The organism is Streptomyces pluripotens (assembly GCF_000802245.2).
Lineage (GTDB): Bacteria > Actinomycetota > Actinomycetes > Streptomycetales > Streptomycetaceae > Streptomyces > Streptomyces pluripotens.
This window is the reverse complement of record NZ_CP021080.1, coordinates 2,211,704-2,237,723: the sequence shown is the minus strand read 5'-3', so window position 1 is coordinate 2,237,723 and position 26,020 is coordinate 2,211,704. Positions and strand designations below refer to the sequence as shown.

Here is a 26,020-nt window from a genome sequence, read left to right as displayed (position 1 = left end):
AAGGGGGGCCCGAACACGGGGCCCGGCAAGGTACCGTCGGACATAAGGCAGCACCAGGAGCCGCTGGATTCGAAAGTGTCCAGGCGGCTCCCAGGCGAAGGGGAAGCACACCGTGGCACGCATCGGTGACGGCGGCGATCTGCTCAAGTGCTCGTTCTGCGGCAAGAGCCAGAAGCAGGTCAAGAAGCTCATCGCAGGGCCCGGTGTGTACATCTGCGACGAGTGCATCGACCTCTGTAACGAGATCATCGAGGAAGAGCTCGCGGAGACCAGCGAAGTCCGCTGGGAGGAACTGCCCAAGCCCCGTGAGATCTACGAGTTCCTGGAGGGCTACGTAGTCGGTCAGGAGGCAGCCAAGAAAGCGCTCTCCGTCGCGGTGTACAACCACTACAAGCGCGTCCAGGCAGGCGAGAACGGCGGCGCGGCCGGCAGGGACGACGCGATCGAGCTGGCGAAGTCCAACATCCTCCTCCTCGGCCCCACGGGCTCCGGCAAGACCCTCCTCGCACAGACCCTGGCACGCATGCTGAACGTCCCCTTCGCGATCGCCGACGCCACGGCGCTCACCGAGGCGGGCTACGTCGGCGAGGACGTGGAGAACATCCTCCTCAAGCTCATCCAGGCGGCCGACTACGACGTCAAGAAGGCCGAGACCGGGATCATCTACATCGACGAGATCGACAAGGTGGCCCGCAAGAGCGAGAACCCCTCGATCACCCGGGACGTCAGCGGGGAGGGTGTTCAGCAGGCCCTGCTCAAGATCCTGGAGGGCACCACCGCCTCGGTCCCGCCGCAGGGTGGCCGCAAGCACCCGCACCAGGAGTTCATCCAGATCGACACGACGAACGTCCTGTTCATCGTGGGCGGCGCCTTCGCAGGGCTGGAGAAGATCATCGAGGCGCGGGCCGGCGCCAAGGGCATCGGCTTCGGCGCCACCATCCTCTCCAAGCGCGAGCTGGACTCCAAGGACGTCTTCGAGGACGTCATGCCGGAGGACCTGGTCAAGTTCGGCATGATCCCCGAGTTCATCGGCCGCCTTCCGGTGATCACCTCGGTCCACAACCTGGACCGCGAAGCCCTGCTCAAGATCCTGGTGGAGCCCCGCAACGCCCTGGTCAAGCAGTATCAGCGGCTCTTCGAACTCGACGGTGTGGAGCTGGACTTCGAGCGTGAGGCCCTGGAGGCCATCGCCGATCAGGCCATCCTCCGCCAGACCGGCGCCCGCGGCCTGCGCGCCATCATGGAGGAGGTCCTCCAAGGCGTGATGTACGAGGTCCCGTCCCGGAAGGACGTCGCCCGCGTCGTCATCACGGCCGACGTGGTCCTGTCCAACGTCAACCCGACCCTGATCCCCCGGGACGCGCGGGGTCGTGGCTCGGGGGAACAGAAGACGGCGTAGGCACAGTCGCACGCACGACCGACGTGGGAAGGGCCCAGGTCCATGGACCTGGGCCCTTCCCACGTCGCCGCCGTCGGGGTCAGGCCTTGACCCGAACCTCGTTGCGGAGCTTCGCCGTCAGTTCGGCATCCGTGGCGGGGTCGCTGGACCGGCCGGCCGCAAGGGTGGCGATGTCCATCGGCATGACGACGCCGAGGGTGCTGTGGTCACCCCAGATGCAGAAGTCGACGCTGAACTCCTTGGGCCCTCCGGAGTCGCTCTCGGAGTTCGCGCCCTTGGCCTGCTGGCACTTCAGGACCGCACCGTTGAGTCCCGCCGGCTTGTACGTCACCGGTTCGCCCTGCAGCGTGTACTTGTCCTCGTCGTCCTTCGTGCTCTGCGCCTTCAGGTAGGCGAACATCGCGTCGACGGTCTTCTCGGGGTCGTCGATCGTGCCGTAGACGCCGGCGAACTCGATCATCTTCTTGCTCAGCGGGTTGTTGTCGTCCCCGGACTCGTACTCGGCGGTGACGTCCTTCGGGTTGTGCACGCCCCACTTCTCGGCGTCCTTCAGGTCCTTCTCCGTCATGCTGCCGCTGTCGCTCTTCGACTTCTTGTACTCGCTGAGCACCGTTGCCGGAGTCGTCAACTTGTGCGGTCCGTCGTCCGCGATGCCGCCCCCGCTGCTCCCACCGCTTCCGCTGACCACGAAGTACACGCCCACCGCCACGGCGGCTACCACGGCCACCGTGCCTATGATCAACCCGGTCTTCTTCTTGCCGCCACCCGGCACCGGTGCCTGAGGCATGCCGTAGGGCTGCTGGCCGTAAGCGGGCTGCTGCTGCCCATAAGGATTCGGCTGCTCCGGCACGCCCTGCTGCGGGTAGCCGTAGCCGTAGCCGGGCTGAGGGGCTTGCGGCTGTTGGCCGTACGGGCCGGGCTGAGGGGCTTGCGGCTGTTGGCCGTACGGGCCGGGCTGAGGGGCTTGCGGCTGTTGGCCGTACGGGCCGGGCTGAGGGGCTTGCGGCTGTTGACCGTACGGGCCGGGCTGAGGGGCTTGCGGCTGTTGACCGTACGGGCCGGGCTGAGGGGCCTGCGGCTGTTGACCGTACGGACCCGGCTGTCCCGGCTGGCCGTACGGGCCCGGCTGCTGTGGCTGCTGACCGTATGGACCCGGCTGGTTGCTGCTCATGACGTTCTCAGTCCCCTCCGTTGTTTATGCGCTTTTCACATCTTGGCGTGCCGTGCCCGGAGGCAGAATGGCGGGGGTTCGGTTGGTCCTGGGGGTTCGGTCGGTACCCGGTCGTCGACGTGCTGCGCCGCTCGCCGGTCGTGCACGACCGGCGAGCGACTGCGGGCACGGGCGCCGCCGACGGGCCCGGGGCAGGACGGAGGCCGGGAACCCGCAGCGGATCGTGCAGGAGAGGACGCCGGAGAGCAAACGCGTTTCGGGACCGCACGGCGACACCTCTAAACTGACCCCCGTGACCGAGAACGCTCAGCAGCAGCCACCCGCGCCCGACCCCGAACTGCCGACCCAGTACGCGCCGGCCGATGTAGAGGGGCCGCTGTACGAGCGCTGGGTAGAGCGCGGTTACTTCGAGGCGAACGCGCAGAGCGACAAGCCGCCTTACACGATCGTCATCCCGCCCCCGAACGTCACCGGCAGCCTGCACCTGGGGCACGCCTTCGAGCACACCCTCATCGACGCGCTGACCCGCCGCAAGCGCATGCAGGGCCACGAGACGCTGTGGCAGCCCGGCATGGACCACGCGGGCATCGCCACGCAGAACGTGGTCGAGCGCGAGCTGGCCAAGGAGGGCAAGTCCCGCCACGACCTGGGCCGTGAGGCGTTCGTCGACCGGGTCTGGCAGTGGAAGGCCGAGTCCGGTGGCCAGATCGGCGGGCAGATGCGTCGCCTCGGTGACGGCGTCGCCTGGTCCCGGGAGCGCTTCACCATGGACGAGGGCCTGTCCCAGGCCGTCCAGACCATCTTCAAGCGTCTCTACGACGACGGCCTGATCTACCGTGCCGAGCGCATCATCAACTGGTGCCCGCGCTGTCTGACGGCCATCTCGGACATCGAGGTCGAGTACCAGGACGACGACGGCGAGTTGGTCTCGATGCGTTACGGCGACGGGGAGGACTCCATCGTCGTCGCCACCACCCGTGCCGAGACGATGCTCGGCGACACCGCCGTCGCCGTCCACCCGGACGACGAGCGCTACAAGCACCTGATCGGCCAGCTCGTCAAGCTTCCGCTGACCGACCGTTCCATCCCGGTCGTCGCGGACGCCCACGTCGACCCGGAGTTCGGCACCGGCGCCGTCAAGGTCACCCCGGCCCACGACCCGAACGACTTCGAGATCGGCCAGCGGCACGACCTGCCGTCCATCACCGTGATGGACGAACACGCGGTCATCACGGCCCACGGACCGTTCCAAGGCCTGGATCGGCTGGAGGCCCGCTCCGCCATCGTCGCTGCCCTGCGCGCCGAGGGGCGGATCGTCGCCGAGAAGCGGCCCTACGTCCACTCCGTCGGCCACTGCTCGCGATGCAAGACCAGCATCGAGCCGCGCCTGTCCATGCAGTGGTGGGTCAAGGTCGGCCCGCTGGCGAAGGCGGCGGGCGATGCCGTCCGCGACGGTCGCGTCAAGATCCATCCCCAGGAGATGGAGAAGCGGTACTTCGACTGGGTCGACAACCTCCACGACTGGTGCATCTCACGGCAGTTGTGGTGGGGCCACCGCATCCCCGTCTGGTACGGCCCGAACGGTGAGACCGTGTGCGTCGGTCCCGACGAGGAGCCTCCGGCCGGCGAGGGCTGGCACCAGGACACCGACGTCCTCGACACCTGGTTCTCCTCCGGCCTGTGGCCCTTCTCCACCCTCGGCTGGCCGGAACAGACCGAGTCGCTCGCGAAGTTCTACCCGAACTCCGTCCTCGTCACCGGCTACGACATCCTCTTCTTCTGGGTCGCCCGGATGATGATGTTCGGTCTGTACGCGATGGACGGCACCCCGCCGTTCCACACCATCGCCCTGCACGGCATGGTCCGCGACCAGTTCGGCAAGAAGATGTCGAAGTCCTTCGGCAACGCGGTCAACCCGCTGGACTGGATGGACAAGTACGGCTCCGATGCCCTGCGCTTCACTTTGGCCCGCGGCGCCAACCCGGGCGTCGACGTTCCGATCGGCGAGGACTGGGTCCAGGGCTCCCGCAATTTCGCCAACAAGATCTGGAACGCCACTCGCTTCGCGCTGATGAACGGCGCCACGGTCCAGGGCCCGCTCCCCGCGCCGTCAGCGATGTCGGCGACGGACCGCTGGATCCTCTCCCGTCTCAACTCCGTCGTCGCCGAAGTCGACGCGCACTACGACGACTTCCAGTTCGCCAAGTTGTCCGACACCCTCTTCCACTTCGCGTGGGACGAGGTCTTCGACTGGTACGTCGAGCTGTCCAAGACCGTCTTCCAGGCGGGCGGCGAACCGGCTGAGGTCAGCAAGCGCGTCCTGGGCGAGGTCCTCGACGTCACCCTCAGGCTGCTGCACCCGGTGGTCCCGTTCGTGACCGAGACCCTGTGGACGACGCTGACCGGCGGCGAGTCGGTCGTCATCGCCGACTGGCCGCAGGACAGCGGCTTCCGTGACGCCGACGCCGAGCGGGAGATCGAGACCCTCCAGTCCGTCATCACGGAGGTCCGCCGTTTCCGCGCCGACCAGGGCCTCCAGCCCGGCCAGCGCGTCCCGGCCCGCCTGATGCTGGACGGCACCGCCCTCGCCCCGCACGAGGCCGCTATCCGCCAACTGCTGCGCCTGCAGCCGGAGGGCGAGTCCTTCACGGCCACGGCCACCTTGCCGGTCGCCGGTGCCGAGGTCGCCCTCGACCTCTCCGGCACGATCGACGTGGCCGCCGAGCGCAAGCGCCTCGCGAAGGACCTGGCGGCGGCAGAGAAGGAGCGCCAGCAGGCCGATGCCAAGCTGGGCAACGAGGCGTTCCTCGCGAAGGCACCGGACCATGTCGTGGACAAGATTCGCACGCGTCTGGCCAAGGCCGAGGAGGACATCGTGCGCATCGAGAACCAGCTGGCCAAGCTGCCGGCCAGCTGATCGGCAGCTGCTCCCCGCAGACGCGGAGGAACGCGGGCCCGGCGCGGAGTAGGCGCCGGGCCCACAGCCGTGAGTACGTACACTGGGCCCCGTGAGCGACCACCCCGGCACCAGTGACACGCCCGACCCCCTCGACCACTTTGACGAGATCGTCGCGGCCGAGACCGACCGCGACCCCGACCTTGCGGTGATCGAGGCGGGCAGCCGCACCCTGCGCACCCAGGGCGGCCCGCCGCAGGCCGATGCGCCCGCGCGGCCGGAGGATCCCGAGGTCGACAAGGCCCTGCGCGAGGTCGAGACCGAGCTGGCCGGACGCTGGGGGGAGACCAAACTGGAGCCGTCCGTCAGCCGTATCTCCGCCCTGATGGACGTGCTGGGCGAGCCGCAGCGGTCGTACCCGTCCATCCACATCACGGGAACCAACGGCAAGACCTCCACCGCCCGCATGATCGAGGCCCTGCTCGGCGCCTTCGAATTGCGCACCGGCCGCTACACCAGCCCCCACGTGCAGTCGGTGACCGAACGGATCAGCCTGGACGGCGCCGCGATCTCCGCCGAGCGGTTCGTCGAGACGTACAGGGACGTCAAGCCGTACGTGGAGATGGTCGACTCCGCGCAGGACTACCGCCTGTCCTTCTTCGAGGTGCTCACCGGTATGGCATACGCGGCCTTCGCTGACGCGCCGATCGACGTCGCCGTCGTCGAGGTCGGCATGGGCGGCAGCTGGGACGCCACCAATGTCATCGACGGCGATGTCGCCGTGATCACCCCCATCGACCTGGACCACACCGACCGCCTCGGCGAGACTCCCGCGGAGATCGCCGCAGAGAAGAGCGGCATCATCAAGCAGGATGCGACCGTCATCCTGGCCCAGCAGCCGGTGGACGCGGCGCAGGTGCTGCTGAAGAAGGCCGTCGAGGTGGACGCCACGGTGGCCCGCGAGGGTCTGGAGTTCGGGGTCGTCTCCCGGCAGGTCGCCGTCGGCGGGCAGTTGCTCACCCTGCGCGGCCTGGGCGGCGAGTACCCGGAGGTGTACCTCCCGCTGCACGGCGCTCACCAGGCGCACAACGCGGCCGTCGCCCTCGCCGCCGTCGAGGCGTTCTTCGGCGTCGGTGCGCAGCGCGCCGAACCCCTGGACATCGACACCGTCCGCAAGGCCTTCGCGTCCGTGTCCTCGCCGGGTCGCCTTGAGGTCGTGCGGCGCTCTCCGACCATCGTCCTGGACGCCGCGCACAACCCGGCGGGCGCCCGGGCCACCGCGGAGGCGGTGCGGGAGGCGTTCGACTTCACCCGGCTGATCGGGGTCGTGGGCGCGAGCGGCGACAAGAACGTGCGGGGGCTGCTGGAGGCCTTCGAACCGATCTTCGCCGAGGTCGTCGTCACCCAGAACTCCACGCACCGCGCCATGGACACGGACGAGCTGGCGGCGCTCGCCGTCGAGGTGTTCGGCGAGGAGCGGGTGCAGGTCGAACCGCGGCTGCCGGACGCCCTGGAGGCCGCGATCACCCTGGCCGAGGAGGAGGGCGAGTACGCCGGCGGTGGCGTACTGGTGACCGGTTCCGTCATCACGGTGGGCGAGGCCCGGCTGCTGCTGGGGAAGGGCTGAGGCTCCGGTGCGTACGCTTTGTGCATCCACGCTCGTCGGCGAGTTCTTCATCATCGGCTTCGCCGGGCTCGTCGCCATGAAGGACCCGGGCCTGTCCGTGTCGACGGTCTGGCTGGTCAGCGGCATCGCCATGCTGCTGTGCGTGCTGCTGTGCGGCATGGTGACCCGCCCCGGTGGGGTGGCCCTCGGCTGGGCCCTGCAGATCGCGCTGATCGCCTCCGGTGTCTTCGTCCCGACCATGTACTTCATGGGTGCGGTGTTCGCGGCGCTGTGGTGGGCGTCGGTGCACTTCGGGCGGAAAGTGGACGAGGCGAAGGCCCGTTTCGCGGCCCAGCGCGACTCCTCCTCCGCACCCGGTGCCGTGTAGCGCGGTCGTAGCCGAAAGTTATGACTGACGCTGTGTAACGGGCTCCCCGACACGCCCTGTAACCTCGTTACACCGCACACGCCCGTCGCGTAAGGAGCCTTCCGTGAGCCAGCGCACCCTCGTCCTCCTCAAGCCCGACGCCGTCCGTCGGGGCTTGACCGGCGAGATCGTCAGCCGTATCGAGCGCAAGGCCGGCTGGCAGATCACCGCGCTGGAGCTGCGCACCCTGGACCGCGCCACGCTGGAGCAGCACTACGCCGAGCACGTTGGCAAGCCGTTCTACGAGCCGCTGGTCGAGTTCATGTCCTCCGGCCCGGTCGTCGCCCTGATCGTGGAGGGCGAGCGGGTCATCGAGGGGGTACGCCAGCTGGCCGGCCCGACCGACCCGATCGCCGCCGCCCCCGGTTCGATCCGCGGCGACTACGGCGTCATCGTGCGAGAGAACCTGATCCACGCCTCCGACTCCGAGGAGTCCGCCGAGCGCGAGGTGAAGATCTTCTTCCCCGGCCGCGCCTAACTTCGCGGCAGTCGAGACGGAGCGTCCGGCGGGCGCGGCTCACTGACCTCCGTCTTCTGCTAGGAGTACCGGCGATCGAGGGAACGAGCCTCCCCGAACGCCCGTCTCCACAAGCGAGGTGGCCCGCCATCTGGTGACAATGGCGGAGACCCTCGCGCAGTGTTCGTGCAGGCCCGTTTACGATGGAACCCTTCACGTCACAGCACCCGCCTCGCCGTCCTGACATGTCCTCAAAGCTCGGGAAGGCCAGATGAATCCGGATGGGGAACTCAATGTCGTTCATCGGCCGTGACATGGCTGTCGACCTCGGGACCGCCAACACGCTGGTGTACGTCAGGGGTCGCGGGATCGTACTCAACGAACCGTCCGTCGTCGCGATCAACACCAACACCGGTGGGATCCTCGCGGTCGGTGCCGAAGCCAAGAAGATGATCGGCCGGACGCCGGGCAACATCGTGGCCGTCCGCCCGTTGAAGGACGGCGTGATCGCCGACTTCGAGATCACCGAGCGGATGCTCCGCTACTTCATCCTGAAGATCCACAAGCGGCGCTATCTCGCCCGGCCGCGGGTCGTCGTCTGCGTGCCCTCGGGCATCACGGGCGTCGAGCGCCGCGCGGTCATCGAGGCGTCCTCCCAGGCCGGTGCCCGCCAGGTGCACATCATCGAGGAGCCCATGGCAGCCGCCATCGGCTCCGGTCTGCCGGTCCATGAGGCCACGGGCAACATGGTGGTGGACATCGGTGGCGGCACCACGGAGGTCGCGGTCATCTCGCTTGGCGGCATCGTCACCGCCCAGTCCATCCGCGTCGCGGGCGACGAACTGGACAACGCGATCATCCAGTACATCAAGAAGGAATACAGCCTTCTGCTGGGTGAGCGCACGGCCGAACAGATCAAGATCACGATCGGTTCGGCGTACGACCTCGACACCGACGAGCACACCGAAGTCCGCGGCCGGGACCTGGTCTCCGGGCTGCCCAAGACCGTCGTCATCTCGGCCGCCGAAGTCCGCAAGGCGATCGAGGAGCCGGTCAACGCGATCGTGGACGCGGTCAAGACGACCCTCGACAAGTGCCCGCCCGAGCTGTCCGGCGACATCATGGACAGAGGAATCGTTCTGACCGGCGGCGGCGCGTTGCTGCGCGGACTGGACGAGCGGTTGCGGCGGGAGACCGGCATGCCGATCCACATCGCCGAGGACCCGCTGGACAGCGTCGCACTCGGATCCGGCAAGTGCGTCGAGGAGTTCGAGGCACTGCAGCAGGTCCTGGACGCCCAGCCCCGCAGATGACGTAACTCTTCGATTCCGCCGTACGAGACACACTCCTCTCGTACGGCGGATCGTTGATATAGAGGCAGAAGCTCCCCAAATGGGCTCCTCGGTTTCGCGATTCGCCGATTGCGACCGCTGGGGGGCTCCCGATTTCCTACTGAGGAAGGGCACGGCCGCCGCACGTGAGGGACACGAAAGAGAGCCGGCTGCTCCTGGTCCTGCTGATTGCCGTCGCGTTCGCGCTGATCACGGTGGACATCCGCGGGGGCCGGAATTCTCCGGTCGACGGTGCCCGGCAGGCCGCAGCAGCGGTGTTCGGCCCGGTCGAGAACGGACTGGCCTCGGCGGTCGACCCGGTCGGCAACGCCGTCTCCGCGATCCGTGACTCCGGCAGCCGGCACGACCGCCTCGCCGCCCTGGAGAAGGAGAACGCGGCCCTCAAGGCGAAGCTCGGCAGCGACGACCGCAACCGCAGCCGCCTCAAGCAGCTCGACAAGATGCTCAAGATCGCTGGTGAAGGCCAGTACGGCATCAAGGGCGCCCAAGTCATCGCCATAGGGTCTGCACAGGGCTTCTCCTGGACCGTCACCATCGACGTCGGCGCCCGCGACGGAATCAAACGGGACATGACCGTCCTCAACGGCGACGGACTGGTCGGCCGGATCACCACGGTCGGCCCGGAAACCGCCACCGTGCTGCTCGCCAACGACCCCGACTTCACCGTCGGTACCCGCATGGAGGCCAGCGACGAACTCGGCTTCGCCTCCGGACAGGGCGACCGCCCGCTCCGGGTCGAACTGCTGAACGGCAAGGCCGACGTCAAGAAGGGCGACCGGCTCGTCACCTTCGGCTCGCAGGCCGACAAGCCGTTCGTGCCCGGAGTCCCGGTCGGCGTGGTCTCCCGGGTCGACCCCTCCGGCGGCGGCCTCACCCGCACCCTCTACGTCACCCCGTACGTCAGTTTCACCAAGCTGGACATCGTCGGTGTCGTCGTCGAGGCCCCGAAGAAGGACCCCCGTGACACCGTCCTCCCGGCCAAGCCCAAGCCGGTCCCGACGCCGACGGTGACCGTCACGGTCACACCCCCCGCCGACGGCCAGCAGCAAGCGCAGCAGTAGGAGCTGACTTCCCATGCGTGTCAACCGGATCCTGCTCTCCACCGCGCTGGTCGTCGTGGCCCTGGTGATCCAGGTGAGCGTCCTCGCCCGCCTGCACCTGCCGGGTGCCGTTCCCGACCTGCTGCTGCTCACCGTCCTCGGTCTGGCGATGGTGTACGGCCACGTCGGCGGCGCCCTCATCGGCTTCGGTGCGGGACTCCTCGCCGACCTCGCCCCGCCCGCGGACCACGCGGCCGGCCGCTACGCGCTCGTCCTGTGCGTCACGGGCTACTTCGCTGGCCTCGTCAAACCCGAGAACGGCCGCCTGAAGTCGGCGACCGGCCCGATGACGGTCGTGGTCGCCGCCGCCGTCGGCTCCACACTGCTGTACGCCGGCGTGGGCGCCCTGGTCGGAGACACCGCCGCCCGTCACGTCGGCCTGCCCAGCCTGCTCTTCTCGGCCGCCCTGTACGACCTGCTGCTCGCCCCGTTCGTGGTACCCGCGATCATGTGGCTGGCCCGCCGGGCCGACAACGATCCGCTCACCGAGAGCGGTCCCTCCGCCAAGTCCGGCGACATCTCGTCCGGTTGGCTCTCCTCCGGGACCGGTCTGCGCATCGGTTCCCAGCGCGGCGGCCTCGGCGCCCTGAAGGCCAAGGCTCGCAGCCGCTCCGCCCGGGTCGGCCGGATCAAGGGGGTCAAGCGGCTGTGAGTCCGGGCGAGTTCACCCGAACGGGGCAACCTTCACGGAACGCGACCTCACAGGCTGGTCGTTCATCATCCGTACACGCCGACACATCCGCGCACTGAGAGGGGGGCAACCGCAGTGACCAACATTCCCGAGACCGGCCGGACCCCACGCGTCCAGATCCGGCTCGTAGTGATTCAGATCCTCGTCCTCTCCCTGCTCGGCACGCTCGGCGCCCGGCTGTGGTACCTGCAGATCCGGGAGGGCGCCGAGTACCAGAGGAAGGCCTCCGGCAACCACGTCCAGCAGGTCGTCCAGCCCGCCGTACGCGGTGACATCCTGGACGCCCGTGGCGTACCCCTCGCCGACAACGAGACCCGGCTCGTGGTCTCCGCCTCCCGCACCGACCTGCTCAAACAGAAGGACAACGGCAAGGCGGTCCTGACCAAGCTAGCCGGCATCCTCGGCATGAAGCCCGAGGAGGTCATACAGCGAGTCCGGCTGTGCGACGCCAAGACCCCCCAGCCCTGCTGGAACGGCTCGCCCTACCAGCCGATCCCCATCACCGACGAGGCAACCCCGAAGCAGGCCCTGCAGATCCGTGAACGCTCCGAGGACTTCCCCGGCATCACCGCCGAACCCGAGGCCGTGCGCCGCTACCCGGGCCCCGGCAAGTCCAACACAGCGCAGGTGCTCGGCTACCTCTCACCCGTCACCGACGACGAGATCCAGAAGGCCAAGGACACCGACTCCCCCTATCTGCGCTCCGACGTGGTCGGCCGCTCCGGCCTGGAGCGTGAGTACGACAAGGACCTGCGCGGCAAGGCCGGCGTCACCCGCTACGAGGTGGACAACCTCGGCCGTGTGATCGGCAAGGCCAAGTCCGACCCCGCCGAGGCCGGCTCCAACCTGGTCACCAGCATCGACTCGCGCGTCCAGCGGGTCGCCGAGTACGAGCTGGACAAGGCGATGAAGACCGCCCGCCAGCAGTTCGACAGCATCACCGGCGAGAACTACAAGGCGGACTCGGGCGCCGTCGTCGTCATGGAGGCCAAGACCGGCCGGATCGTCGCCATGGCCTCCGCGCCGACGTACGACCCGAACGTATGGGTCGGCGGTATCTCAGCCAAGGACTACAAGGCCCTCACCGGCAAGGGTTCCAACTACCCGCTCCTCAACCGGGCCATACAGGGCCAGGCTGCACCCGGCTCGACCTTCAAGGTGGTCTCCACGTCCGCCGCGGTCAGAGCCGGCTACCCGTTCGACGGCCGCTACCCCTGCACCAGTTCGTACTCCGTGGGCAGCCAGGTCTTCAGGAACTTCGAAGGGGAGAACTTCGGCGACATCTCCCTCGGCCGCGCCCTGGAGGTCTCCTGCGACACCGTGTTCTACGGCCTCGCCGACAAGGAGTGGAAGAAGGACGGCGGCATCAACCCCAAGAAGGGTCAGCCGAAAGACTACTTCTTCACGACCGCCCACCTGTTCGGCCTCGGTAGCGAGACCGGCGTCGACCTGCCCAACGAGGTCACCGGCCGTGTCCCCGACCGCCAGTGGAAGGAGAGCTACTGGAAGGCCAACAAGGACGCCTGGTGCAAGAGCGGCAAGAAGGACGGCACCTACGTCCAGAAGATCGCCTACGAGAACTGCCTCGAAGGCAACAAAATGCGCGAGGGTGACGAGATCAACTACTCCATCGGCCAGGGCGACACCCTCGTCACACCGATCCAGGAGGCCGTGATCTACGGCGCCGTCGCCAACGGCGGCACCATGTACAAGCCGACGATCGGCAAGGCGATCATCAGCGCCGACGGAAAGACCGTGCGGGAGATCAAGCCCAGGAAGCGCGGCAGGCTGCCGGTCAGCCAGGCCACCATCAAGGGCATGGACCAGGCCTTCGCGGGCGTCATCACCCGTGGTACGGCCGCCTGGAAGTTCGGCGGCTGGCCGCAGGACAAGATCCCGCTGCACGCCAAGACGGGTACGGCCGAGGTCTGGGGCAAGCAGACCACGTCCTGGCTGGCCACCTACTCCAAGGACTACACGGTGATCATGACGATCTCCCAGGCCGGTACGGGTTCCGGGGCCTCCGGTGAGGCCGTGCGCAACATCTACAGTGCCCTTTACGGCGTCCGGAGCGACGGTTCCATCGACAACAAGAAGGCGCTGCTGCCCCACCCGCAGAAGGGCTTGCCGAAGGTCCGCACGGACGGCACGATCGCCGCCCCGAAGATGACCGGCGACCCGGCCAAGGACGCCGAGGCGGCCCAGAAGGACAACCCCACCAACGGGGACACCCCGCAGCCGCCCGCCACCACGGCCTCGCCCAGCACGGGCAACCGCAACACCCGTCGGCGGTCACGCAGGAACCGCAGGAGGGGAAGCCGGAGGATGCCCTCATGACCGGCGCGAACAGCTTCTCCGTCTCCAGGTACGGCCCCGAGCGGTCCGGCTGGACCAGGATCTTCGCCCGCGACTCTCTGACCCGCCGGCTCGACTGGCCGATACTCTTCGCGGCCACCGCCCTGTCACTGCTGGGCTCCCTGCTGGTGTTCTCGGCGACCCGCAACCGCACCGCGATCAACCAGGGCGACCCGTATTTCTTCCTGTTCCGGCACCTGATGAACCTCGGCATCGGCCTCGCCCTGATGATCGCCACCATCTGGCTTGGCCACCGCGCCCTGCGCAACGCCGTGCCCGTCCTCTACGGCCTGTCGGTACTTCTCGCGCTGGTGGTCCTCACCCCGCTCGGTGCGACCATCAACGGTCAGCGCAACTGGCTCGTCATCGGTGGCTTCTCGCTCCAGCCCGCCGAGTTCCTCAAGGTGGCGATCATCCTGGGCATGGCCATGCTGCTGGCCGCCCGGGTGGACGCGGGTGACAATCCGTACCCCGACCACCGAACCGTGATGCAGTCCCTGGGTCTGGCCACCGTGCCGATCCTGGTCCTGCTGCTCATGCCCGACCTCGGCTCGGTGCTGGCCATGGTGGCGATCATCCTGGGCGTGCTGCTCGCCTCCGGAGCCTCCAACCGCTGGATCTTCGGCCTGCTCACCGCCGGCGTCCTCGGCTGCGTCGCCATCTGGCAGCTGCACGTCCTGGACCAGTACCAGATCAACCGCTTCGCCGCCTTCGCCAACCCGGACCTGGATCCCTCGGGCGTCGGGTACAACACCAACCAGGCCCGCATCGCCATCGGCTCCGGCGGGTTGATGGGAGAAGGACTCTTCCACGGCTCGCAGACCACCGGCCAGTTCGTCCCCGAGCAGCAGACCGACTTCGTCTTCACCGTCGCGGGGGAGGAACTGGGCTTCGTCGGCGCTGGCACCATCATTTTCCTGATCGGCCTCATCCTGTGGCGTGCCTGCCGGATAGCACGTGACTCCACCGGGCTGTACGGGACGATCGTCGCTGCCGGGATCGTCGCGTGGTTCGCCTTCCAGTCCTTCGAGAACATCGGCATGACACTCGGCATCATGCCGGTCACCGGCCTTCCGCTGCCCTTCGTGTCATACGGAGGATCCTCGATGTTTGCGGTGTGGATAGCTGTGGGGCTACTGCAGTCGATCAAGGTACAGCGCCCCATGTCGGCATAAGGATCCCGCCACCCGGCCCGCCAGCCGCCCGGCTCACCACCTTCGAAGGGGCCGGACGGCGGCGGCGCCCTCTGCCGTATCGGCCCTCCGCCCACTAGATTCGGTGCATGGCGGATGCGAAACGCGAGATCGAGCGCAAGTACGAATCCGACGACAGCGGGCTGCCAGACCTGACCGGCGTCGCCGGAGTGGCGGCCGTCCTCGACAAGGGCCTGATCGAACTTGACGCCACGTACTACGACACCGCCGACGAGCGTCTGGCCGCCGCCGCCATCACCCTGCGCCGCCGCACCGGAGGCGCGGACGCCGGCTGGCACCTGAAGTTCCCCGTCGCCCCCGGCGTCCGCGACGAGATCCAGGCCCCGCTCTCCGACACCGTGCCCGGGGAGATCGCGGCCCTCCTGCGCTCCCGCGTCCGGGACGCCGAGCTGATCCCCCTGGTCCGGCTGCGCTCCGCCCGCGATGTGCGCCATCTGGTCGACGCCGACGGAACCCTGCTGGCCGAGGCGAGCGTCGACGCCGTGACCGCCGAGCGGCTCACCGGCAAGGGCAGAGCCGCCCAGTGGACCGAGATCGAGGTGGAATTGGCCGACGGCGGCGACCCTGCCTTCCTCGACCAGGTGGAGAAACGACTCCGCAGGGCAGGCGTGCGTCCCTCCGCGTCGCCGTCGAAACTCGCCCGCGCCCTGGAGCAGACCACTGGCCGCCGCCGGAAGGCGAAGCCCCGGCGGCCGGTGACCGCCGGCGACCACGTCCTCGCCTATCTCCGCGTCCAGCGGGATGCCCTGGTCGAACTCGATCCAGCCGTCCGCCGCGACCTCCCCGATTCCGTGCACCGCATGCGGGTCGCCACCCGGCGCGCCCGCAGCACCCTGCGCACCTTCCGCGCGGTCCTCGACCCGGTCGTCACCGACCCCGTCGCCGCCGAGCTCAAGTGGCTCGCCGGCGAGCTGGGTGTACACCGTGACCGGGAGGTGCTGGCCGAGCGTCTGACGACCGCCCTGGCCGCCCTCCCACCCGATCTGGTCACCGGCCCCGTCCCCGAGCGGCTGACCACCTGGGCGAACGCCCAGCACGGTGGTGCCAGCAGCCACCTGAACGGCGTGCTGGACTCCCGCCGTCACCTGACCCTGCTGGACACCCTGGACCGCCTCCTCGCCGATCCACCGCTCGGCAAGGCGGCCGCGAAGAGACCGGAACGGGTCCTCGCCCGGGCCGTGCACAAGGACCTGGCGAAACTGTCCGGACTCATCGGGCACGCGCTGGACCTGCCGCCCGGCCCGGAGCGAGACCTGGCCCTGCACGAGGCCCGCAAGAAGGCCAAGCGCACCCGGTACGCGGCCGAGGCCGCGACGCCCGCCCTCGGCGCCCGTGCACGTTCGCTCACCAGGTCCATGAAGTCCCTGACCACGCTCCTCGGCGACCACCAGGACAGCGTCATGGCCCGTCGTACCCTGCGTGAGCTGTCCGCGGTGGCACACGCGGCGGGGGAGAGCAGCTTCACCTACGGGGTGCTGTACGGCAGGGAGGAAGTCCGGGCGGCGACGGCGGAGGCGCAGCTGCCCGACCTGTGGCGGGAGATCGTCCCGGAAGCGTCTGGCTGAGGGTCCGGGGCAGTCCGCCGGGCGGGTTACGCTTGATGGTCACCCCTGTCAGCTCATGAAGGTTCGCGAGATGCCTGTCGAGTCGGTTTTCCCGCAGCTCGAAGCTCTGCTCCCCCACGTGCAGAAGCCGATCCAGTACGTCGGCGGAGAGCTCAACTCCACCGTCAAGGACTGGGACGAGTGCGACGTCCGCTGGGCGCTCATGTACCCGGACGCGTACGAGGTGGGGCTGCCCAATCAGGGCGTCATGATCCTCTACGAGGTCCTCAACGAGCAGGAGGGCGTCCTCGCCGAGCGCACCTACAGCGTGTGGCCGGATCTGGAGGCGCTCATGCGCGAGCAGGGCGTGCCGCAGTTCACGGTCGACAGCCACCGTCCGGTGAAGGCCTTCGACGTGTTCGGCCTCAGCTTCTCCACGGAGCTGGGCTACACGAACATGCTCACCGCCCTGGACCTGGCCGGCATCCCACTGGAGTCCAAGGACCGCACGGTGGACGATCCGATCGTCCTGGCCGGCGGCCACGCGGCGTTCAACCCGGAACCGATCGCCGACTTCATCGACGCGGCGGTCATCGGCGACGGAGAGCAGGCCGTCCTGGACATGACCCGTGTCATCCGTGGCTGGAAGGCACAGGGCCGTCCCGGCGGCCGCGAGGAGGTCCTCCTCCGCCTGGCCAAGACCGGCGGTGTGTACGTCCCGGCCTTCTACGACGTCGAGTACCTCCCCGACGGCCGCATCGCCCGCGTGGTGCCCAACAGGTCGGGCGTCCCGTGGCGCGTGTCCAAGCACACGGTCATGGACCTGGACGAGTGGCCGTACCCCAAGCAGCCCCTCGTCCCCCTGGCCGAGACCGTCCACGAGCGCATGTCGGTGGAGATCTTCCGCGGCTGCACGCGCGGCTGCCGTTTCTGCCAGGCGGGCATGATCACCCGCCCGGTGCGCGAGCGCTCGATCACCGGCATCGGTGACATGGTCGACAAGGGGCTGAAGGCGACCGGCTTCGAAGAGGTCGGTTTGCTGTCCCTCTCCTCCGCCGACCACTCGGAGATCGGTGACGTCGCCAAGGGCCTGGCGGACCGCTACGAGGACGACAAGATCGGCCTCTCGCTCCCCTCGACCCGCGTGGACGCCTTCAACATCGACCTGGCGAACGAGCTGACGCGCAACGGGCGCCGCTCGGGCCTGACCTTCGCCCCGGAGGGCGGCTCGGAGCGCATCCGCAAGGTCATCAACAAGATGGTCTCCGAGGAGGACCTGATCCGTACGGTCGCCACGGCCTACGGCAACGGCTGGCGCCAGGTGAAGCTGTACTTCATGTGCGGCCTGCCCACGGAGACCGACGACGACGTCCTGCAGATCGCCGACATGGCGACCCACGTGATCCAGAAGGGACGCGAGGTCTCCGGCTCCAACGACATCCGCTGTACTGTCTCGATCGGGGGATTCGTACCCAAGCCCCACACCCCCTTCCAGTGGGCGCCCCAACTCTCCGCCGAGGAAACGGACGCGCGCCTGGCCAGGCTCCGGGACAAGATCCGCGGTGACAAGAAGTACGGCCGTTCCATCGGCTTCCGCTACCACGACGGCAAGCCGGGCATCATCGAGGGCCTGCTCTCCCGTGGTGACCGCCGCGTCGGCGCCGTCATCCGCGCGGTCTACGACGACGGAGGCCGCTTCGACGGCTGGCGCGAGCACTTCTCCTACGACCGCTGGATGGCCTGTGCCGACAAGGCCCTCGCCCCGTTCGGTGTCGACGTCGACTGGTACACCACCCGCGAGCGCACCTACGAGGAGGTCCTGCCCTGGGACCACCTCGACTCCGGCCTGGACAAGGACTGGCTCTGGGAGGACTGGCAGGACGCCCTCGACGAGACCGAGGTCGAGGACTGCCGCTGGACCCCGTGCTTCGATTGTGGGGTTTGTCCTTCCATGGACACGCAGATCCAGGTGGGTCCGACGGGGAAGAAGCTGCTTCCCCTGACGGTCAAGAATGCCGGCCCGGCGCCCGCTTCGGCAGGTCACGCGCACTGACGTGGGTAAGGCCCTGGAATCGGACGGTTGAACCGGATCGAACAGTAATCCGCAGCCAGGAGGGCGCCGCAGCCGAACTTGGCCTGGTCCAGCAGCGCCCAGCAGCCGAGTCGGCACCGCCGCCCGTTCTGTCGGTCCTCACCGTCGATGTCGCCGAGGGGTCCTTCGAGGCGTACACGCAGCGGTACGTCACGTCCTGTTGACCGCGCTCCGTCTGGCCTGCACAGCGGTGTCCGACGACGAAGACCTGCTGGCGGACGAGTTCCCTGATGGGTCCACGGAGGCGTCAAGACGAGTCTGCCCCAGCGGTCGGTGAGGAGCCTCAAGGATTCGTCCGGCCGGTCTCGGTCGGACCTATGCTGCCGCACTCGACGGCAGGGGCGAGGAGGCCCTGCGGGCAGTTGACGACCGAGCACCGGTCGCACCGGCATCCGCTTCTGGAGCACCTTCGCCGGCGGTTGGCAGCGGGCGGCTGGGGCCTACGCCCGGGCGGCTGGGACCCTATGCCGACAGGCTGAGCCGGTCGTCCAGCCAGTCGAAGACACGCTGTTCGAACAGGGCGCGGCCCATCGGTTCGCAGTGCAGGTGGGCTCCCTCCGCCTCGGTGAAACGGACCAGTTGCTTCGGACCGGGCAGGGCGTCGTACAACTCCTGCGAGGCGCCCGGCCAGAACTGTTCGCCCTCCGGGTCGGTGATCAGCAGCGGGCTGGTGATCCGGTCGGTGACGGGGGCGAGGTCGTACCGGGACACCTCGGTGAGCAGGTCGAAGGGGGAGTCGATGCCGTACGGCTTGGTCCGCCAGCGCCAGGTCGCGGCGTGCGCCGGATTTTGGGCGAGAGCTTCCCGGATCACCTGGTCGAAGGTCTCGCGATCACCGGACTCCCACAGGCTGTGCAGGTCGGCGCCCATGTTGTGCCACCAACTGTCCGCCACGCGCATCACGCCGGGGTCGGCGACCGCGGCGGCGATCCGGTGCTCGAAGGCGAGCGCGCGCGGCACCCAGTAGCCGGCCTGGCTGATGCCGGCCAGGACGATCCGCCGGGGGTCGACCTCGGGGCGGGAGAGGAGGAACTCCACGACGGGCGTGATGACGTGCTCCCAGTCGTGCCGGAAGGTGGACCCCTTCTCGAAGAGCATGGACTGCTGGCCAGGACCGTCGAAGAGCAGAACGCGGTAACCACGAGCGACCGCGGGCGCACCGAGCAGTGTCCAGGCTGTGCTGATCGGGCCGTCGCTGCCGTTGTTGGCGATCAGCACCGGCAGCGGGCCGGACACGGCGGACGGACCGACCAGGTATCCGGGCAGGGACGTGTTCTCGTACGGTACGCGGATCGCTTCGGCGGGTGGGCTGCATGCCCTGATGAAGTGGTCGAAGCAGGCGCGGTGTTCGGGAAACACCTCGTCCAGCCGCTTGTCGGGACCGGCGACCGCGTCGACGCCCACCAGGGCGGTACCGAAGTATCCGGCGGCACGCAGCCAGGCGTCCCTGGCGCTTGCCGTGTGGCCTCGGGCAGCGCTGCGCTCGGCCTGCGCGCGGACCTTGCGCGCCAGCTCCACCCAGGTGCTGAACCACGTCTCCCCGTCACCGTCCGACACGGTGGAAGCGGTCGCCAGAACCTCGCCGACGTCGGCGCCCTGCCGCCAGGCCGAGCCCAGGGCGAGCCGGGTCTCGTAGTCGAACTGCTGGTTGTCGTTGAAGTGGTAGGCCATACCGGCTCCCGGGCGTCTCGTCCTGACGCACCCCCTCGCAGCTCCGGACCGCGCTTCTCACCGTAGGAGCGTTTCGGGCAAGGCGCACCACGGGCCGTGTGCGGTCCGTGGTGGGTGAGGGCATGGTCCTCGAATCCGGCTCCGACGTACCAGAGGCGCCGTCCGGCCCGTCCGGCGTAGGGGCACTCGGGGCCCTCGTCCGGTGGATCTTCGTGGAACCGGAGCGTTGGGTCCACCGGTCCGTCCGCTCCGTCCGCACACCGGTCGGTCAGACCGTGCGGAAGGCCGTCCTGCGGCCGGCCGCCCGGGGAGTGCGCGCCGCGGGCCGGGGTGCCCGCGAGGTGCTGGCCACCGCCCGTGACAGGGTGCGACAGGCGTGCGCCGGCCTCCGCCGGATGCTCTTCGGCGACTCACGGCAGCCGGCCGCGGTGGACCGGCGGGAACCCTCGGGCTCCGCGGCACGTAGTCTTGGTAGTAGCACGACCGCTCTCACGAAGGACTAGGACACTGGGCAAGCGACAGCCCGAAGGCCCGCCGCCCGCACCCGCGGTGCAGCGCATCCGACTGCGTTACACCAAGCGCGGCCGCCTGAGGTTCACCAGCCACCGAGACTTCCAGCGCGCCTTCGAGCGTGCGCTGCGCCGTGCCGAGGTGCCCATGGCGTACTCGGCAGGGTTCACGCCGCACCCGAAGGTGTCGTATGCCAATGCCGCACCCACCGGCACGGGCAGTGAGGCGGAGTACCTGGAGATCGCGCTCACCGAGTCGCGTGCCCCGGACACCCTGCGCGTGCTCCTCGACGAGTCGCTGCCCGCGGGCCTCGACATCGTCGAGGCGGTCGAGGCGCGGACCCCGGGCCTCGCCGACCGGCTGACGGCCTCCGTATGGGAGCTGCGGCTGGACGGCGCCGACCCGACCGACGTCGAGCAGGCGGTGGAGGCCTTCACCGAGGCCGAGACCGTCGAGGTGCAGCGGAGGACCAAGAACGGCGTTCGTACCTTCGACGCCCGGCCGGCCGTGGTGAGCCTGGAAACGCACGGTTCGCCGACTGATAGGCCGACCGACCGGCCCTGTGCGATACTGCGGCTGGTTGTTCGGCACGTGACGCCTGCCGTACGACCCGACGACGTCCTGTCCGGTCTCCGCGCCGTGGCCGACCTGGCGCCGCCGGTCCCCGCAGCGGTGACCAGGCTGGCGCAGGGGCTGTTCGATGAAGAGACCGGCGTGGTGACCGACCCGCTCGCGCCCGACCGCGAGGCAGCCGAGGCCCTGACGGCCGTACCGGTTGCCACCGCGACGGCGCCGGAAGGCTCCGCGTAGGGCGGACGTCGTAGCGCCGCCCTGGTACTCGGGAGCCACCTGGGTCGGGCAGCGCACCGACCAGAAGACTTTCGCCAGGCCGTACCGACAAGGGGTACGGAACCGGCGAGACAAGACACAGAGTGCTCCCGTGCGGCGCCCGCGCCCCGGACGGCGGCCATCGCGCAGCGCGCGGGCCGTGGACGTCACCGGCGGACGGCCCAGTGAGGACGTCGCCGGACCAGGCGCGGCGCCCGGGAGCCTGACGGGAGAAACGCCCGCATGCTCAAGCCGACCGAACCCAACGAGGGTTCCGAACTGAACACTCCCAGCGACACCCTGCCGCCGCGCAGGCGTCGCCGTGCCGCCTCCCGCCCGGCGGGTCCGCCCGCCGCCCCGGCCGAGGCGCCCGCCGAGGTCACTGCATCGGCCATACCAGCTGCGGATGTGGACGAGGCCACCGAGGTGCTCGGGACTGAAGACGCCGCAGCGTCCGTGGAGACCGTGCCGACCGGAGAAGCGGGAGAGGCAGCAGTGGCTGCCGAGACGGAGGCTGGTGCGCAGGTGCCCGCCGCCGTTCAGACCACGCCCGCGGGTCGTCCGCGCCGCCGGGCCACGCGCCGGGCGTCCGCGCCGGCCGGTTCACCGGCGTCCGCCGAGGCCACCGTGCCGGCCGTCGACGCCGAGCCTGAGGCCCCTGTCGCCGTCGCGGAGGCGGGCGAGGTCGTCGTCGGTGAGGAGGCCGCCCCGCGTCGTACTCGTCGTCGGGCCACCCGCGCCGTCGCCGCGCCGACCGGTACCGCCACCGCGCCGACCGGTACCGCCACCGAGGCGACCGGCACCGTCACCGAGGCAGCGGGCACCAGGCAGGTCTCCGGCGCCCAGGAGGCTTTCGGTACTGGCGAGGCCGCCGTGGTCGCCGAGGCCGGGTCCGCCGGTCGGCCGCGGCGCCGTGCGACCCGTCGTGCGTCCGCACCCGTCGGGGCCCCGAAGACCGCCGGCACGGTGCCCGCCGAGGATGTGTCGGCCACCGTCGAGGCAGCGCCCGCTGCGGTGACCTCGGCTCAGGACGCTGAGGAGGGCGCCGGAGCCTCCGAGCCGCCCGCTCCGGTCGCCGAGTCGTCCGCTCCGGTCGCCGAGGAGGCCGCCCCGCGCCGTACTCGCCGTCGTGCCACCCGCCGGGTGACCGCGCCCACCAGTGCACCGGTGACCGAGGAGGCTGTCGTGGCCGAAGCCGAGGCCGCCAAGGACACCACCGTGAGCACGCACACTCCGGAGGAGCCCGCTGCGGAGCGTGCCGCCGAGCCCGTCTCCGCCGCCCAGGCGCCGCAGGCCAGCGAGCCACAGGCGCCGGCCGAGACGGCCGCTCCACGCCGCACCCGGCGCCGGGTCGTGCGCGCCGCGTCCGGGTTCTCCGCGCCCGCGCCCGAAGCCGCCGAGGCCGAGGCCGAGACCGGGGCGCCGCGCCGGCCTGCTCGCCCCTCCGTCGCCGTCTTCCAGCCGCCCGTGTTCGCCGAGCCGAAGTTCCAGACTCCGGAGCGGGCAGCCGCCGAGGCCGCCGCCGAGACCGCCGGGGCGGAGGAGCCGGGGGAGCCGGGGGAGTACGCGGAGGAGCCCGCCGAGACCGGTTCGCGTCGCCGGCGTCGCCGTCGTGGGTCGGCCCAGGTCGAGGAGACGCAGACCGCCGTGACCGCGGCCCCGGCCCAGGACGCGGAGCCCGAGGAGGTTCTCCCTGAGGGTGAGGAGACCGACGAGACGGAGGGCGGCGAGGGCTTCGAGGAGTCCGGTTCGCGCCGTCGTCGCCGTCGTGGCGGCCGTCGTCGGCGTCGTGGTGAAGCGGCCGAGGGCGAGACCGGTGAGGGCACGGACGCCGAGGGCGAGGAACCGGCCGCCGAGCAAGCCGTGCAGGACGCCGAGGACGCCGCCGAGCAGGAGGAAGAGGACGCCGACGAGGCGCGCTCCGACGAATCGGCCGGCTCCAGCAGCAGTCGTCGTCGCCGCCGTCGTCGTCGCCGGGCCGGTGACACCGCCGCGGACGGCGAGTCGTCGGCTGACGACCCGGAGCGTACGGTCGTCAAGGTCCGTGAGCCCCGTAAGGCCGCCGAACCGTCCGACGAGGTGCAGTCCATCAAGGGCTCGACCCGTCTGGAGGCCAAGAAGCAGCGCCGCCGGGAAGGCCGTGAGCAGGGGCGCCGTCGTGTCCCGATCATTACCGAGGCCGAGTTCCTGGCCCGCCGTGAGGCCGTCGAGCGCGTGATGGTCGTCCGTCAGCACGGTGACCGTACGCAGATCGGCGTCCTGGAGGACGGCGTGCTCGTAGAGCACTACGTCAACAAGGAGCAGTCGACCTCGTACGTCGGCAACGTCTACCTGGGCAAGGTGCAGAACGTGCTGCCGTCGATGGAGGCCGCCTTCATCGACATCGGCAAGGGTCGCAACGCGGTCCTCTACGCCGGTGAGGTCAACTTCGAGGCGCTGGGCATGGCCAACGGTCCGCGCCGCATCGAGTCCGCCCTGAAGTCCGGTCAGTCCGTGCTCGTCCAGGTGACGAAGGACCCGATCGGTCACAAGGGTGCCCGCCTGACCAGCCAGGTCTCGCTCCCGGGCCGCTACCTCGTGTACGTCCCCGAGGGCTCCATGACCGGTATCAGCCGCAAGTTGCCCGACACCGAGCGGGCCCGGCTGAAGACCATCCTCAAGAAGATCGTCCCCGAGGATGCGGGCGTCATCGTGCGCACCGCCGCTGAGGGCGCGAGTGAGGACGAGCTGCGCCGGGACGTCGAGCGGCTGCAGGCGCAGTGGGAGGACATCCAGAAGAAGGCCAAGAGCGGCAACGCCCCGACCCTGCTGTACGGCGAGCCGGACATGACCGTCCGGGTCGTGCGGGACATCTTCAACGAGGACTTCTCCAAGGTCGTCGTCAGCGGTGACGAAGCGTGGGAGACGATCCACGGGTACGTCTCGCACGTGGCGCCCGATCTGGCCGGTCGGCTGTCGAAGTGGACCAGCGAGGTCGACGCCTTCGCCACCTACCGGATCGACGAGCAGCTCGCCAAGGCGTTGGACCGCAAGGTCTGGCTGCCCAGTGGCGGTTCGCTGGTCATCGACCGGACTGAGGCGATGGTCGTCATCGACGTCAACACCGGCAAGTTCACCGGCCAGGGCGGCAACCTGGAGGAGACGGTCACCAGGAACAACCTGGAGGCGGCCGAGGAGATCGTGCGTCAGCTGCGGCTGCGCGACCTCGGCGGCATCATCGTGATCGACTTCATCGACATGGTCCTGGAGTCCAACCGCGACCTGGTGCTGCGGCGCCTGCTCGAGAGCCTGGGTCGTGACCGCACGAAGCACCAGGTGGCCGAGGTGACCTCGCTGGGGCTGGTGCAGATGACCCGTAAGCGGGTCGGCCAGGGGCTGCTGGAGTCCTTCTCCGAGACCTGCGTCCACTGCAACGGCCGCGGCGTCATCGTGCACGTGGAGCAGCCGGCATCCGGCGGAGGTGGCGGCAAGCGCAAGAAGCGCGGGCGCGGCGGCGACGGACATGTGCAGGAGCACGAGACCGCCGCGGTGGCCGCGGAGACCGGCGAGGCGGTCGAGCCGACTGCGGAGACCGCTGTTGAGGTGGCCGCGGAGCTCGCCGAGCCGGTCGCACTGCCCGCCCCCGACTTCGCCCCGGACGAGGAGCTGTACAGCAGCGTCGCCGAGGCGGAGGCGGCAGCTACCCGTGGCCGTACGCGGCGCCGGGCCAGCCGTCGGGCCTCGGCCCCGGCAGGTACGCCGAAGGTGGAGGCGCCCAAGGTGGAGGCGCCCAAGGCGGAGGCACCGAAGGCGGAGGCGCCCAAGGTGGAGGCGCGCAAGGTGGAGGCGCTCCCTGAGAAGGAGGCCGGGCCGTCCGCGGCTGCCGAGGACCATGTGGCTCCGGTCCCGCAGGCCGAGGCAGCCGAGGCTGCCGCGCCCAAGGGCCGTACCCGCCGTCGAGCGACCCGGAAGGTGTCGGCTCCGACCGGGTCCCCCGCCGGCGCCGAGGCGGCCGTGGTGACGGTGCCCGAGACCACGCCCGAGACCCTGGCATCGGTGGAGCAGCCGGAGGCTCAGGCCCCGGTCGAGGAGGCACCCGTACCCGCGGAGAGCGCCGCCCCGGCCCGCCCGCGCCGTCGTGCCGTGCGCAAGGCCACTGCGCCGACCGCCTCCGAGGAAGCGGCCGTGGTGGTCGTCCCGTCAGCTGCGCCGGAGGAGACCCCGGCCGTGACCGCAGCCGAGGCCCCGGCCGAGGAGGCAGCTCCGGCCAAGAAGACTGCCCGCAAGGCGGCCAAGAAGGCCACGGCGAAGAAGACGGCCGCCAAGAAGACGACGGCGAAGAAGACGGCCGCCAAGAAGACCGCGGCGAAGAAGACGGCTGCCAAGAAGACCGCGGCGAAGGAGCCCGCGGCGAAGAAGACGGCCGCCAAGAAGACGACGGCGAAGAAGACCGCGGCGAAGAAGACCGCCGCCGCGGAGTCGACGGCGAAGCAGACCGCCACGGTCTCCCCCGCCGGCGACGAGGGCTGACCCCTCCGCTGCTCACCGTGTGGTCCTGTGCGAGCGACAGGGCCACACGGTGTATTCGGGGTCCCGAAGACGTCGGGCCCTGAGCCCGATCGGGCCCCGGACCACCGTTGCGACGGACCACGCCTCGACACAGCCATGCCGCAGATGCCTCCGCCATGCCTGGGGGAGGTCGGAACGGGAAACGAAGGAGAAAGAAGC

The 26,020-nt window shown here is 69.6% G+C and carries 16 protein-coding genes; 14 read left to right on the top strand and 2 right to left on the bottom strand.

From position 1 onward, the window contains the following. Positions 1 to 112: 112 nt before the first annotated feature. The gene (gene clpX / locus LK06_RS09905) at positions 113 to 1,399 is read left to right on the top strand and encodes an ATP-dependent Clp protease ATP-binding subunit ClpX (RefSeq protein WP_039649557.1); all 1,287 of its coding nucleotides are present in this window, start codon (positions 113 to 115) and stop codon (positions 1,397 to 1,399) included. 79 nt (positions 1,400 to 1,478) lie between these two features. On the opposite strand, the gene LK06_RS09900 is transcribed toward clpX, so the two are convergent. Next, positions 1,479 to 2,570 (bottom strand): hypothetical protein, encoded by a 1,092-nt coding sequence (locus tag LK06_RS09900; RefSeq protein WP_043433647.1) that lies wholly within the window; start codon positions 2,568 to 2,570, stop codon positions 1,479 to 1,481. Positions 2,571 to 2,862: 292 nt separating this feature from the next. Here LK06_RS09900 and LK06_RS09895 point away from each other — a divergent pair, with 292 nt between their 5' ends. The 11 genes from LK06_RS09895 (at position 2,863) to LK06_RS09845 (ending at position 18,265) form a co-directional block, all read left to right on the top strand. Next, entirely contained in the window at positions 2,863 to 5,487 is a 2,625-nt protein-coding gene (locus LK06_RS09895; RefSeq protein WP_039649552.1) for a valine--tRNA ligase, read from the top strand. Between the two features lie 91 nt (positions 5,488 to 5,578). Beyond that, positions 5,579 to 7,093 (top strand): bifunctional tetrahydrofolate synthase/dihydrofolate synthase, encoded by a 1,515-nt coding sequence (gene folC, locus LK06_RS09890; protein WP_039649550.1) that lies wholly within the window; start codon positions 5,579 to 5,581, stop codon positions 7,091 to 7,093. Between the two features lie 7 nt (positions 7,094 to 7,100). After that, positions 7,101 to 7,460, top strand: coding sequence for a DUF4233 domain-containing protein (locus tag LK06_RS09885; RefSeq protein WP_039649547.1), 360 nt, complete (start codon positions 7,101 to 7,103; stop codon positions 7,458 to 7,460). Positions 7,461 to 7,563: 103 nt separating this feature from the next. Then, positions 7,564 to 7,977, top strand: coding sequence for a nucleoside-diphosphate kinase (ndk, locus tag LK06_RS09880; RefSeq protein ID WP_039649545.1), 414 nt, complete (start codon positions 7,564 to 7,566; stop codon positions 7,975 to 7,977). 272 nt (positions 7,978 to 8,249) lie between these two features. Then, positions 8,250 to 9,269: a rod shape-determining protein gene (locus tag LK06_RS09875; protein WP_014672705.1), complete on the top strand. Its 1,020-nt coding sequence runs from the start codon at positions 8,250 to 8,252 to the stop codon at positions 9,267 to 9,269. 164 nt (positions 9,270 to 9,433) lie between these two features. Continuing rightward, positions 9,434 to 10,369 (top strand): rod shape-determining protein MreC, encoded by a 936-nt coding sequence (mreC, locus tag LK06_RS09870; RefSeq protein WP_039649541.1) that lies wholly within the window; start codon positions 9,434 to 9,436, stop codon positions 10,367 to 10,369. 13 nt (positions 10,370 to 10,382) lie between these two features. Further along, positions 10,383 to 11,060 carry a rod shape-determining protein MreD gene (gene mreD, locus LK06_RS09865; protein ID WP_039649539.1) on the top strand — a complete coding sequence of 226 codons (678 nt, stop codon included), beginning with the start codon at positions 10,383 to 10,385 and terminating at the stop codon, positions 11,058 to 11,060. Positions 11,061 to 11,174: 114 nt separating this feature from the next. Beyond that, positions 11,175 to 13,436 (top strand): penicillin-binding protein 2, encoded by a 2,262-nt coding sequence (mrdA, locus tag LK06_RS09860; protein ID WP_043433648.1) that lies wholly within the window; start codon positions 11,175 to 11,177, stop codon positions 13,434 to 13,436. After that, entirely contained in the window at positions 13,433 to 14,629 is a 1,197-nt protein-coding gene (gene rodA / locus LK06_RS09855; RefSeq protein WP_039649536.1) for a rod shape-determining protein RodA, read from the top strand. The genes mrdA and rodA overlap by 4 nt, the downstream gene beginning before the upstream one ends. A 107-nt stretch (positions 14,630 to 14,736) precedes the next feature. Next, complete coding sequence (locus LK06_RS09850; RefSeq protein WP_039649534.1) at positions 14,737 to 16,233, top strand: CYTH and CHAD domain-containing protein; 1,497 nt, start codon at positions 14,737 to 14,739, stop codon at positions 16,231 to 16,233. Positions 16,234 to 16,303: 70 nt separating this feature from the next. Next, positions 16,304 to 18,265, top strand: a complete 1,962-nt coding sequence (locus LK06_RS09845) for a TIGR03960 family B12-binding radical SAM protein (RefSeq protein WP_043404893.1) — start codon at positions 16,304 to 16,306, stop codon at positions 18,263 to 18,265. Positions 18,266 to 18,766: 501 nt separating this feature from the next. Here LK06_RS09845 and LK06_RS09840 read toward each other — a convergent pair. Further along, positions 18,767 to 19,975 (bottom strand): alpha/beta hydrolase family protein, encoded by a 1,209-nt coding sequence (locus LK06_RS09840; RefSeq protein WP_039649530.1) that lies wholly within the window; start codon positions 19,973 to 19,975, stop codon positions 18,767 to 18,769. Positions 19,976 to 20,524: 549 nt separating this feature from the next. On the opposite strand from LK06_RS09840, the gene LK06_RS09830 reads away from it, so the two are divergent. Both LK06_RS09830 and LK06_RS09825 read left to right on the top strand, forming a co-directional pair. After that, on the top strand, positions 20,525 to 21,295 hold the full coding sequence (locus tag LK06_RS09830) for a TIGR03936 family radical SAM-associated protein (RefSeq protein ID WP_039649529.1): 771 nt from the start codon (positions 20,525 to 20,527) through the stop codon (positions 21,293 to 21,295). A gap of 261 nt (positions 21,296 to 21,556) precedes the next feature. After that, positions 21,557 to 25,822, top strand: coding sequence for an Rne/Rng family ribonuclease (locus tag LK06_RS09825; protein WP_043433650.1), 4,266 nt, complete (start codon positions 21,557 to 21,559; stop codon positions 25,820 to 25,822). The last annotated feature ends 198 nt before the right edge of the window (positions 25,823 to 26,020 follow it).